Source organism: Hymenobacter agri, assembly GCF_054778495.1.
Genome location: NZ_BAAGZM010000066.1, coordinates 1 through 12,930 on the forward strand (window position 1 = coordinate 1; position 12,930 = coordinate 12,930).

At 63.6% G+C, this 12,930-nt stretch carries 7 protein-coding genes; 1 reads left to right on the forward strand and 6 read right to left on the reverse strand.

Annotation, left to right across the window (positions count from 1 at the left end):
• From ACYVDE_RS05845 to ispF, 6 genes are all read right to left on the reverse strand, one after another.
• Positions 1–4,867: beta strand repeat-containing protein (locus ACYVDE_RS05845; protein ID WP_460500548.1), on the reverse strand; the 4,867-nt coding region annotated here is incomplete at its 3' end.
• A 308-nt stretch (positions 4,868–5,175) separates the two neighbouring features.
• The gene (locus ACYVDE_RS05850; protein WP_460500549.1) at positions 5,176–6,228 is read right to left on the reverse strand and encodes a hypothetical protein; all 1,053 of its coding nucleotides are present in this window, start codon (positions 6,226–6,228) and stop codon (positions 5,176–5,178) included.
• 78 nt (positions 6,229–6,306) lie between these two features.
• Positions 6,307–7,698 (reverse strand): lactate utilization protein B, encoded by a 1,392-nt coding sequence (locus ACYVDE_RS05855; protein WP_460500550.1) that lies wholly within the window; start codon positions 7,696–7,698, stop codon positions 6,307–6,309.
• A gap of 6 nt (positions 7,699–7,704) precedes the next feature.
• Complete coding sequence (locus ACYVDE_RS05860; RefSeq protein WP_460500551.1) at positions 7,705–9,381, reverse strand: M28 family peptidase; 1,677 nt, start codon at positions 9,379–9,381, stop codon at positions 7,705–7,707.
• A gap of 182 nt (positions 9,382–9,563) precedes the next feature.
• Positions 9,564–11,234 (reverse strand): M28 family peptidase, encoded by a 1,671-nt coding sequence (locus ACYVDE_RS05865; RefSeq protein ID WP_460500552.1) that lies wholly within the window; start codon positions 11,232–11,234, stop codon positions 9,564–9,566.
• Positions 11,235–11,367: 133 nt separating this feature from the next.
• On the reverse strand, positions 11,368–11,847 hold the full coding sequence (gene ispF / locus ACYVDE_RS05870) for a 2-C-methyl-D-erythritol 2,4-cyclodiphosphate synthase (RefSeq protein WP_460500553.1): 480 nt from the start codon (positions 11,845–11,847) through the stop codon (positions 11,368–11,370).
• Between the two features lie 331 nt (positions 11,848–12,178).
• On the opposite strand from ispF, the gene ACYVDE_RS05875 reads away from it, so the two are divergent.
• Positions 12,179–12,793 carry a TetR/AcrR family transcriptional regulator gene (locus ACYVDE_RS05875; RefSeq protein WP_460500554.1) on the forward strand — a complete coding sequence of 205 codons (615 nt, stop codon included), beginning with the start codon at positions 12,179–12,181 and terminating at the stop codon, positions 12,791–12,793.
• Positions 12,794–12,930: the final 137 nt, after the last annotated feature.

Consider the following 12,930-nt stretch of genomic DNA (forward strand, 5'->3'; position numbering starts at 1 on the left):
CGCGGGTGTCGCAGCGGCTCAGCCAAGTGTTTTCGAAGCCCTCCGTGGCCGGCAGCGTGGCGTAGGTGGGCGGTGCGCAGGCCGTGCGGAAGGTGCCCGTGGCGCTGGGCGAAGTCGCACCCGTGCAGTTTGTGGTCACCGTCACGGTGTAGTTCGTGCTGGGCGTGAGGCCCGTGAGGGCTACCGGCGAGGCCGTGGGGTTGGGCGTCACGGTGGTGGCGGTGCCACCGGCCGGCGTGTACGTCACGGTGTAGCTGTTGGCGCCCGCGCCGCCCGTGGGGGCGGTAAACGTGATGCTGGCCGAGGTCGACGTGATGCTGCCGAAGGCTAAGGCGGTCACGGCCTGGCAGGCCGGGGGCGTAAACTCAATGGCGCCGATATCGGGCGGGTTGCTGCGCGTAACGCCGGCGTAGTCGGTCGTGATGCCGCTGATGGGCGTACCGGCACTGTTCAAGGTAACACTCGCCGGCGTCAGGTTGAAGGGAACGGTGGTGGTTTGGGCAAACTGCGGGTCAACCGACTTGGAGTTGGCTTCCTGGCCGGTGGCCGTCTGCCAGGCGGCCAACGTGGCCGAGCTGTTCAGGCTGGTGCCGTTGAGGTTGCCCACGAAGAAGGTAGCGCTGCCCGAGCCGGCCAGGTAGTAGTCGTTGTAGTCGAGCGTCGAGCCCGTCACGTTGGCCGCCGACGTGTAGAAGCCGAAGTACTTCGCCGCCGTGGTCACGTTGGCCGTGATGGCGATGATGTTGTTGCGCACATCCAGCGCCGACGAGGCCGTGGCAAACTGCGAGTCGCCGTTGGAAATGGCGGCCGAGTAGCCGGTGCCGGCCGTCTGGGGCGCGTTCAGCAAAATGGTGTTGAACAGAATCCGGTCGCCGTAGCCGCCCGTGTTGGCAATGCCCAGCACGTTGGGGTTGGAGCTGGTGCTGGCCAGCGGGGCCGCAATGTTGTACACCAGGTTGTTGCTAACGGTGTTGCTGCTGGCGCTGGCGCTGGTGTTGTTGGTGGTGTTCGACAGCGAGATGCCGTAGCCCACGTTGCCCGAGGTAGTGCTGTTCGACTGCACGTTGTGCACCGAGTTGCGGGTCACTACCGCGCCCACCGTGTTGGCCAGGCGCAAGCCGTAGTGGCTGGCGGTCGTGGCGTCAACCACATTCTGAATTTCGTTGGCCTGCACCAGCAGGTTCTGCTGGTAGATGGCCCGCACGCCTTCCACCCCGAAGCCCGACCCGCTCGCGCTCTGGCCAATCTGGTTGCCAATGAGCTGGTTGTTCTGGTCGAGCACGGTGGCCGATACGCCGAATACAAATACGCCGTAGAAGCCTTTGGTGATGAGGTTGTTCTGCAGCGTGTTGCTGGAGTTGGCTGCCGGCGTGCTGGTGGTGGGCGCCGTCACGCCCACGCCGCCGCCGCCCACGAACACCGTGAACTGCGGGAAGCCCGTGGACGAGTTGCCCGTGACGATGGTGTTCTTCACCACGTTGTTGGTGGCACCGTCGGTGGCCGAAGCGGCCGCCAGCCACAGCACGGCGTTGCCGGTGCCCGTGGCGCTGGTGTTGGTGATGGTCAGGTTCTGGCTGGTGGTGCCCGCGTTCGAGCCGTCGATGATGACGTAGTCGGCACCGTTGAGCTTGAGCACCGCACCCGAGGCCACGCTGCCCGAAACTACCGGGCTTGCGCCTGCGCCGGGCTTGATGGTGAGCGTGTTGGTAGCGCTGGCATCGATGTTGGCGTTGAGAACCAGCGGGAAGGTTTCGGCGGTGCTGTAGCTGGCATCGAGCAGCACAAACGTCACGGCGCCGGCCAGGCCGTTGGTGTTGTAGGCATTAACTGCGGCCGTGAGGCTTACAAACTCCTTAGCCGGGTTCGGCGACGAGCCCACGGTAGCCGTCACGTAGTACGTGCCGCTCAGCGTGGTCAGCACCTGGTACGAGTTGGGCGTGGCCGGGGCCGTGCTGCCGGGCGGGTTGCTGCCGCTGCCGCCAACGGGGCTGGTGCCCGCGTTGTTGCTGGGGCTGGCATCCTGTGCCGCTACGTAATACTGCACAGTGCTGCCCGCAGCTGCCCCCGGCAGTGTGAAGGTGTAGGTACTGCCGCTCACGCTCGTGGCGGCTACGCTGGTGTAGGCGCCGCTGGTGCCCACCCGGTAGTAGAGCAGCGGTGCCCCCGTGCCCGTGGCCACCCCGCTGGGGTCGATAATGGTGACGGTGAGCGTGCGGCTGCCGGTGCTGCTGGTGTTGCCCAGCGCCGTATAGGTAATGCTGGGTGGCGTCTGGTCATTCACCAGGAAGCTGCCTTCATCGGCCCCGATGTCGGGCGTGGTGGCGTTGCGCGCGTCGCCGTCGTAGTCGGTGGTGATGCCGCTCACGGGCGCACCGCCGCTTTCCACCTGAGTGGCCACGGCCGGGTTGATGTGCAGGAAGGTCGCATCGGTACCGGTCGTGCTCAGGAAGGGCGCATCCTCCGTCACCGAGCTGCTCTCGCGCGGGGCCACGAAGGCTTTGTAGGCGGCCAGCGTCTGCTGGGCGTTGGTGGCCGTGGTGGTGCCCTCCACGTAAATCAGGTTGGTGGCCGAAGGCGTGCCGGCGTAGTAGAGGTTGTTGTTGGTGGTGGTGGCCAGGTTGGCCGGTGCCGTGGCCGCCGTGCCGCTCACGCGGCGCAGGGCGGCGGTGTAGCCGCCGGTGCCCGCCGCGGTGCTCTTGTTCACCACAATGTTGTTGCGGGCGTCGAGCGTGGCCGTGGTCGAGTTCAGGTAAATGCCCGAAGTGCCAAACGTGGCGCCGGTGCTGCTGGCGCTCAGGTAAATGCTGTTGTAGTAGGCATTCATCGTGGTGCCACCCCCTACGCTGAGGCCGGCCACCGCCGTCAGGCTGGTCGAGGCCGGGGCCGTGAGGTTGCCAATCAGGTTATTGTAGATGGTGGTGGTGGTGCCGGCCAGGGCCAGAATGCCCGTCGATACCCCCGCGTTGCCGGCCACCAAGCCGTACACCTTGTTCTGGTACACGTTGTTGGTAGTAGCCTGCGTCTGAATGCCCGCCACGCTGTGCGCAATGGTGGTGGCCGAGCCCGCGCCGGTCAGGCCCGCTACGGTGTTGCCGTTGATATTGAGCGTGGTCGGCCCCGTCGAGCTGACGATGCCGTAGCTGATGCCGCCGCTGGTGGTCGACGTCACCGTTACGCCGTTGCCCACGGTGTTGCCCTGCACGTTGGCGTTGCTGAGCAGGTAGATGCCGCCCCACACGCCCGGTGCGGTGGTGGCACCGCTGCTCGAGTACCAGCTCATATTGCCGATGGTGTTGTTCTGCACGGTGCAGGCCGTGGTGCTGCCCGACACGTAGATGCCCACGAAGCGGTAGGCAAATGCCGCCGCGCCAACCGTCCAGGTGCCCGACAGCGTTGCCGGCCCGGTGGTGGAAATGGTGGCGGCCGCCGCGCCACCAATGGCGTTGTTGGCAATGGTATGTCCGCCGCCGCTCACCACGTAAATACCGTAGTTCGTCAGGGCCACCGCTGTGCGGCTGGCCGTCTGGTAAAAGCTGTTGCCGCTGATGGTCCAGTTGTTGCCGGCGCTGCTTAGGTATACGCCGTAGCTGGTGTTGGAGGCGTTGTAGAAGTCGGCCAGGGTATTGTTGAGCACCGTATTGGTTGCATTCAGCGAGCTGCCCGAGTAAACCAGCACGGCCGCCGGGCTGGCTCCGCTGCCCAGGGCGTTGTTCTGCACGGTGTTGTTGCTGTTGCCCGCCGTGGCCGTGCTGTTGAAGTTCACCACCGGATACGACGACGAGGTGCCCACGCCCTTCAGCTGGCAGTGCTGCACCGCGCTGTTGGTAGCGTCATTGGTCAGGTTCAGGACGATGCCGCTGGTGTTGGTGTTGGCTACCAGCAGGTCGGTGGCAGTGGCGGCGCCGCTCACGGTGCTGCCCGAGCCGCCGGGGCGGCCATCCAGCACAAAGTATTTGCCACCGCTCAGGCTGAGGATAGACGATGTGGACGAGCCCGAAATGCTCAGGCCCGTGGCGCCGGCGGCCGGGCGCACCGTCACGGTATTGGTGGCGCTGCCGCCCGCGTAGGTGTACGTCAGCGGGAAGGTTTCGCCCGTGCTCACATAGCTGCTTTGCAGCTCCAGCACCAGCGGGCCGCACACGCCGTTCAGGTTCACGGCGGCAAAAGCCGCCGTGAGCGACGCGTAGTCGCCGGTGGGGCCCACCGATTTGGTGCCGCACAAGGGCACGGCCGCCGCCGCAGTCAGCACCACGTTGTCGACGGCCGCGGGCGGGTTGGTGCCGCCCGAAGCGTCGTTGTACCACTGCATTACCAAACGCTGGGTGGTGCCGGCCGCGCTAGCCGGAATCGTGATGGTGCTCCGGGAGTAGGCCGTCTGGCCGGTCAGGGTGGCAAAGGGCGTGTAGCCCGAGTTCTGCAGGCGGCTGTTTGCACTCAGGGCGCCCGAGTTGGAGGCCGCAGGGGTTACCGTGGTCGGCACTAGGAAAAGCTGCAGGTCGTCGTAGGTCGTGCTCGACTCGCCCAGTCCTCGCCAGTCCAGCCCAAGCTGAATAATGGTTTGGCCGGCCGGGAACGTCACATCCTGGTACATGTGCACCACCGAAATGGCGGTGGTGGTGTAGGCGTGCGTCGTGCCCCCATCGTTGCTGATGTAGGCGGCTTTGGCGCCGGTAGTGGTGGGGCCGTTGCCGGCCGCAGCGCCTACTACCCAGGCATTGGTGGCCGCACCGTTCACGAGGGTGAAGGAATTGCCGCCTTCAAAATTTTCGTTGATGAGCGTCTGGGCGCGGGCCGCAGTGGCCCCCACCAGCAGTAGCAACACCGCCAGCCACCGGCCCAGCCGGTTTCTTAAAAATGATGTGTGCATAGAAGTTAGGAAATAGAGGGAGGAAAAAGGGTGAGAAAAATGGGTGAAATGAAAACCAAAAACCATCCGGCGTCACGCGAAGGCGCGAAGAGTCGGATGGCGGTGTAAGTTACTGATTAATGGCACCTGCCAAATAGAAGCACGCGGCGCAAAAGCAATAATATTTTCAGCGCTTGCGAATAAATCCCACTGAAACCCTGATTCGGGCCGTTTTCAGCGGTTTTGCAATGCTTGAATATTGCAGGAATAGTGCAGCCGCCGGCTTGCGTAGTGCGCCGATTAGTGGTGGCTGCGGGAACAAGAGAAGACTATTTTGCTGAAGTTGCCGGCTGGCCCGGGGCCATCAGCAGGCGGCTCAGAAACTGCAGCGCTACGGCGTAGCGGCTGCGCAGCTCCCGGTACTGCTGCCAGGCGGCCTCCCGGTCTTCGCAAATTTTCAGGCCCTTGTCGGCCAGTATCCGGCAGGCCTCGTCGAAGTCGGCGCGGCCGGGCGCGGGCACGTCGCTCTCGGGCGACAGGCTGACGGGGTCGGACCCGGCCTTCACGTCGAAAAAGCGGTATACCCGGTTCAATGCCAGGCAGCCGGCTTTGAAGGTGATTTGGGCCTGGCGCGGCCGCGGGCCATCGACGGCGGCAAAGAGCAGCGCGGCGGTGTCGAGAATCAGCCCGCCGGCCGTTATCCAGGAGCGGCCCGGCTGCGGCGAGCGGAAGAACGAGAGCACCGGCAGCGAGGTGTGGCTTTCTTCGATTTCGACAAACCACCGCTCCCATTCGGCCCATTGCTGGTCGTCGTTCTGCACCGAGCCGTCGTGGTTCAGCCAGCCCAGCAGGCAGGCAGCCGTGGGGGGCGTGCCGGCCCGCAGCTCCAGCAGTGCCACCGTGGCTTCGCGCCGCGAAAACGCCTGGTAGATGGTGGGCAGGTAGGAGAGTAGCAGCGTGAGCAGCAGCAGCCCCAGCGTGGCCTCGGAGTAGGTGAGCACACCGCCCACAAAGCTGAAATCATCGATGGTGCCCAGCGTGAGCAACGAGCTGCCACTCAGCTGATAGCAGTGTTGCAGGCTGCCTTCGCCCACGGCCCAGTACATGCCGGTATAGCCCAGGCTCACCAGCGCCTCCCAGCACACGGGCAGCGCCACCAGCGCCACGGGGGCGTAGTGGGCCATGATGCGGTCGCGCCGCTCGTAGGAGTTGGCCAGCCGGGCCACCAGGTCGAACACCGTGCGGATGCCCATGAACACCCACACATTCAGACGCACCACCTCGTTGCGCGGCAGCACAAACGAGCGAATGGCCGCCGACAATGTGGTGATAACCAAAGCCACACCGCCCAGGCCGGCAACGATGCGGAGGGCAACCAACAAGTACGGATGCATAAGCAGCGAAAAACCCTGATACGGCCGCCGGCCCCGAAAAGCCGAATACCCAGCGTTTTGCCTGGCCTAACGCTGGCGCGCCCGCGCCTTCCACAGCTCCCTGAACGAAGGCCCGCCGATGTGCAGGCTTTCGCGGCGCTTGCTCCAGCCCACCTGGCCCAGCAGGCGGCCCAGGCTCCAGTCTTTCACCTTAGCCGGCAGCACATCCAGCGCCCAGCGGTGCTGCATGCTCCACTTCCATAGGCCAATGGCGAGCTTCTCCTCGGTGGGCGCGTTGCCTTCCTCCACGGCCTGCTTGCGGTTGAGCAGGAGCAGGCTGTGCAGCGGAATGCGCACCGGGCACACCGTGGTGCAGGCGCCGCACAGGCTGCTGGCGTAGCTCAGGTGCTGGTGTTCGGGCAGGCCGCTCAGGTGCGGGCTGATGACCGAGCCGATGGGGCCGGAGTAGGTGGTTTCGTAGGTGTGGCCGCCGATGTTCTTGTACACCGGGCACACGTTCAGGCAGGCCCCGCAGCGGATGCAGCGCAGGGCGGCGCGCTTGTCGGGCTGGGCCAGCAGGTTGGTGCGGCCGTTGTCGAGCAGTATCACCACCATTTCCTCGGGGCCGTCCACCTCGTCGGGCTGGCGCGGGCCGAAGTACACGGTGTTGTACACCGTCACCTGCTGGCCCGTGCCGCTGGTGCTGAGCAGCGGCCAGAACAGGTCCAAATCCGTGAGCTGCGGAATAACTTTCTCGATGCCCACCACCGCAATGTGCAGCTTCGGGAAGGTGGCCGAGAGGCGGGCGTTGCCTTCGTTCTCAGTCACAGCAATGGCGCCTTCTTTGGCAATGAGGAAGTTGCCGCCCGTCACGCCCACCTCGGCGCTGGTGTACTTGTCGCGTAGCAGGTGGCGGGCCGTGAGCACGAGCTTCTGGGCGTCGTCGGTGGGTTCAGTACCGAGGTGCTTCACGAAGATGTCGTTGATGTCGGCCTTGCTCAGGTGCATGGCGGGCGTCACAATGTGGTAGGGCCGCTCGCCGTTCAGCTGCACGATGTACTCGCCCAGGTCCGTCTCCACCGACTCGATGCCCTGCGTGCCGAGGTACTTGTTCAGGTGGATTTCCTCGGTGGTCATGCTCTTGGCCTTCACCACGGTTTTGGTGGCACGGGCCTTGGTCAGCTGGCCGATTTCGGCCAGCGCCTCAGCCGCGTCGCGCGCCCACACCACGCGCCCGCCCCGCGCCGTGAAAGCCGCCTCGAACTGCAGCAGGTACTCGTCGAGCTTTTCCAGCACAGTGGCTTTGAGGTAGGCGCCGCGGTCGCGGGCCAGCTCGTGCTCATCGTAGAGCTTGAGGCCGGCGCTCACGGCCGCATCGTACTTGCCGATGTTGAAGCGGATTTTGCGGCGGTGCTCGCGGTCAAAGGCTTTGCGCTCGGCATCGAGCTGAAACTGGCCGGCTTTGGTGGCAATGGTCATGGCAAATCAGGGCTTATGGGAATCAACCACGATACGTTGCTCGCGGTTGGCCAGCACCCAGGCGGTATGAAACACCAGCCGGGCGCGTTCAGCCAATTTATCGAATTCTATTTTCTCCACGTCGTCGGTGGCGCGGTGGTAGTCGGCGTGCTCGCCGGTGGTGTAAAAAATGACCGGGATGTTGCGCCGCGCAAAGTTGTAGTGGTCGGAGCGGTAGTAGATGTGCTCGGGCTCGCCGGGCACGTTGTAGCGGTAGTCCAGCTCGAGGTGCGTGTAGTCGCGGTTGGCCGCCTCGCTGATGGCGTGCAGCTCCGACGACAGCTTATCGGACCCCACCAAACACACGAAATGCCGCTTGGCGCTGTGCTTGCGGTCGGTACGGCCCACCATGTCAATGTTGAGGTCGGCGATAGTGCTGGCCAGCGGCAGCACCGGGTGCGCCGTGTAGTATTCCGAGCCAAACAGGCCCTCTTCCTCGCCCGTCATGAGCACAAACAGGATGCTACGGCGCGGCCCGTGCCCGTCCTTCTTGGCCTGCGCAAATGCCCGGGCCAGCGCCAGCACGCCCACCGTGCCCGAACCGTCGTCGTCGGCCCCGTTGTAAATCGTGTCGTGCTTCACGCCCAGGTGGTCGTAATGGGCCGAAATCACCAGCACCTCGTCCTTCTTGTCCGTGCCTTCCAGAAAGCCCAGCACGTTCTCGGTGCTGAGCGGCTGCGTGTTCTGCGGCAGGTAGATGGTGGCCGCGGGAGCCTGAAAGCCCGCCGGCACCGGCCGCCCGGCGCGGGCCACGTTGCGCACGTAGTCCACCAGCCCGTTCATCGTGGTGCCGGCCAGGGCCAGCCCCAGCTCCTGCGAGGTGAAGTACACCCCAATGCCCGGCGGAATATTCTCGGCCACCGTGTCGATGATTTCCGGCCCGGGGTCGGGCAGCGCAAACGCCGGCTCGCGCAGCTGCTCGCCCAGCTCAGCGGTCTGCTTTTGGAAAGCCGACGCCGGCGCAAACGTCATCAAAAAGATGCTGCGCGCGCCGTGCGCCTTGGCCAGCGCCGCCTTGCGCAGGCCCGAATCCCAGTAGTCGTCCTTACGGCCCCGCGCCGGCAGCAGCTTGCGCCCCCGCTCGTCCTGCGGCTCGCCCATTATCACCACCACGTCGCGGCCTTTCACATCCAGCCCCGCATAGTCCGAGTACGCGCCCTGCTCCACCCCAAACCCCGCAAACACCGGCTGCGAAGCCGTTTCATTAAGGAATGGCGAGGGCATCGGCCCGTAGCTGAACCAGTCGTTCAGGTATTCGTGCCGCTGCCCGTTCACCTGCAGGTAGCCGCCCGGCGCATAGGTGCTGCGCGTCAGCGCAAAGTGCTGCAGATACGGGTTGTCGCTGCCCGTTACCGGCGCCTGCAGGCCGATTTCGGCCATTTGTTGCACCAGGTATTCGGCCGCCCGCTTCTGGCCGGGCTGGCCGGTTTCGCGTCCCTGCATAGCATCCGAGGCTACCACCGTGAGGTTCGCCCGCAGGCCGTTGGGCTCGATGAGGGCGGCGTAGGTCTGCGATAAATCGGGGGCGGCGGGCGCTACGGCCGCACCCTTGGTTTTTATCTTGATTTTGGTGGGCGCATTCTGGGCGGCGGCGGGTAGAGCGCCGGCGAGTAGCAGCGCCGCCAGCGCGAAGGGCTTTAGCATGGAGTGGGAGAGAGGATTGTTAATAGGGAGGAGAACAAGAACGAATAAAAAAGAACGTCATGCTGAGCTTGTCGAAGCATCTCTACCGCTTAGCTACTCCAAACGAATGGATGTAGTACCGCGGTAGAGATGCTTCGACAAGCTCAGCATGACGTTCTACGACACGCGCAAAACGCTAGCGTTTACGGCTTGTTCGAGTCAACGACGATGCGGCCGTCGCGGTTGGCCAGCTCCCAGGCGGTGTGGAACACCAGGCGCGCCCGCTTCTCCATCTTCGGAAACTCGATTTTCTCGATTTCGTCGTTCTGCTGGTGGTATTCGGCGTGCACGCCGTTGAAGAAAAACGCCACCGGCACCTTGTTCACTGCGAAGTTGTAGTGGTCGGAGCGGTAGTAGAAGCGGTTCGGGTCGTTGGGGTCGTCGAAGCGGTAGTCCATATCGATGGGGCCGTACTTCTTGTTCTCCTGCTCCAGAATCACGCGCAGCTCCGAAGCCAGCTTGTCTGAGCCGATAACGTACACGTAGTCAGGCTTGCCTTCGTGCTCCACGTCGGTGCGGCCAATCATGTCCACGTTCAGGTCGGCCTCGGTCTGGGCCAGCGGGAACACCGGGTGCTTCGAGTAGTACTCCGAGCCAAACAGCCCCTTTTCCTCGCCCGTCACGCTCAGGAAGAGCAGGCTGCGGCGCGGGCCGTGGCCTTCCTTCTTGGCCTTGGCAAACGCCTCCGCCATCGTGATAATGGCCGAGGTGCCCGAGCCGTCGTCGTCGGCCCCGTTGAACACCTGGCCGTCGTGCTTACCGAGGTGGTCGTGGTGGGCCGAAATCACAATCACGTCTTCCTTCTTGTCGGTGCCTTCGATGAAGCCCAGCACGTTCTGCGTATCGAGCCGCTCGCGCTTGCGCTCGGCTTTAATCTGCATCGGCACCACCGTGAAGGGCGACGCCACCGGCTGCTTGGTGCTGTTGATTTTGCCCAGGTAGGCCTGCATGGCGGCATCGTTGGTGCCCAGCACGGCCAGGCCCACGGCCGGCGAAATGAAGAACGCCGGTACGCGGCCGGGGCGGTCGTTGCCCACCATCACCATCGAGGGCCGGGCAATGAAAGGAGCCATGCGGCCGGCCAGCTTGCTAAAATTGCTGGTCGGGTTGAAGCTCACGAAGAACACCGAGCGCGCGCCTTTTTGCGCGGCCAGCGTGGCCTTGGCGCCGCGGCCGGTGTCGGTGCCCCATTTGGTGGGGGCGCCGTCGGCGCTCAGCACCGATTTGCCGCCGTCGCCGGTAGGCTCGCCCAGCAGCACCAGAATATCCTTGCCCTTCACGTCCACGTTGGCGTAGTCGGAATAGCCATCCTGCTCGATGCCGTAGCCCACAAAAACGGGCTTCACGGTGGTTTCCTGGCCGAAGGGCGAGTCGCCGGTGCCGTAGAAATCGGTCAGCCAGGCGTAGTCGGTGCTGCCCACTTTCAGGGTGTTGCCTTCGGCCCAGGTCACCTGCTCCACGTCGAAGTGCTGCTGGTAGGGGTCGGTGCCGGTTTTCACCGGGCCCGTCAGGCCGGCGTTTTTAAACTGCTTGGCCACGTAGTCGGCGGCCATGTGCTGGCCCTTCTGGCCGGTTTCGCGGCCCTCGTACTCGTCGGAGGCCAGCACGGCTAGGTGGGCGCGCAGGCGCTCAGCGTTCACCATGTCGGCGTATTTCACGCTCCAGTCTTTGCCGTCGGCCTTGCCGGGGCCGGTCTTGATTTTGGTGGATGCGCCCGAGGCGGGCTTGGTCTTCACTTTAACCTTGCCCTGCGCGTGGGCCGGGGCAGCGCTGGCCAAAGCCAGAAAGGCCAGCAGGAGAGGGGTTTGCTTCATGTTATATGGTTGGTGGGAAATTTCAGAACGATGTAGAGACGCAACATTTTGCGTCTCGTCGTTGAACGATGATGTTTGAACGACGCTCGAACGGCGCGGACGGCGAGACGCAAAATATTGCGTCTCTACAGCCCTAGCTGCGAACAATCAGCACGCTGGCGTAGGCGGCTACGCCTTCCTGTCGGCCCACAAAACCCAGTTTTTCGGTTGTGGTTGCTTTGATGGAAATATCTTCCTCGGCCACGCCCATCACGGCGGCCAGCACACGCTGCATTTCCGGGATGTGGGGGTTGATTTTGGGGCGCTCCAGGCAGATGGTCGAATCGATGTTGCTCACCTCGTAGCCTTTTTCGCGCAGCAGGCGCATCACGCCGGCGAGCAGCTTTTTCGAGTCGATGCCCTTGTACTGCGGGTCGGTGTCGGGGAAGTGGAAGCCGATGTCGCGCAGGTTGGCCGCGCCCAGCAGCGCATCGCAGATGACGTGAATGAGCACGTCGGCATCGGAGTGGCCGAGGGCGCCGTGGGTGTGCGGCACCTCAATGCCGCCAAGCCAGAAGGGCAGGCCCTCCTGCAGTTGGTGAACGTCGTAGCCGAAGCCGGTCCGGATTTTCATAGAAGTGCGAATGCTGGTGGGCCACCGCGGCCCCGCGCAAAAGTACCGGCCGGCGCGACTTCGGGCGCGCCCCGGGCTACGGCGGCGTTTACAAATAAATAATCTGATTTTCTTGTGCAAATCAGCTAATTTTATTAGCTTTGTATTGCTATTTAAATTAGCTGTCTGTGCAAATGATTGTGCGCTTTTTTTTCGCGGTTGGGTAAAATAAATGCCGGGCATCTGCGTCTTGCTCCGCGCGAAAAGGCCCTGCACTGGTTGCAGACGGTAAAAATGCGTTGGAAACTTTGGGCACGATAAAAGTTTCCAATGTATCTTTGCGGCGTTCATTATGGAAATCAAAGACCGAATCCTAAACCACGCCCAGCAGCTTTTCATGCGCAATGGCATTAAAAGCGTGAGCATGGATGACATCGCCGCCGACATGGGCATGTCGAAAAAAACCCTCTATAAGTGGTTTGAAAACAAAGACCAGATTGTGCTGGCCGGCATCAACCGCCACCTCAACGGCGTGCAGGGCGAATGCGCCGGCGTCGCCAGCAAGGCCGCCAACGCCGTGGAGGAGATGCTGATGCTCTCGAAGTGGGCCGACGAGCAGTTTGCCAACATCCATCCCAGCATTTTCAACGACATGAAGAAGTATCACCCGGCCGCCTGGGAGCTGTTTCGGGAGCATAAAAACACCTTCATCCTCGACCAGATAGTGCAGAACCTGCGCCGCGGCATGGCCGAGGGCCTGTTCCGGGCCGACCTCGATGTGGACGTGCTGGCCCGCCTCAACCTGGCCCAGATTGAGCTGGCCTTCGACTCGGAGCTGTACCCGGCCGCGCAGTTTAGTCCGGTGCGCGTGAACCGGGTGTTCGACGAGCATTTTCTGCTGGGCGTGGCCACGCTCAAGGGCCATAAGCTCATCAATGAGTATCGCCACATTACTGAGGCCGAATAATATTCCCCGCTTACCCGTTTCCCTTTTAGCTGTTTATGAACACGCTGTTTCGAACCAGAGTCCTGCTGGCGGCTGCCCTGAGTGCGGCCCTGCCGCAGGCGCTGCTTGCCCAAACCGCGCCGAGCGCGCTGCCGGCG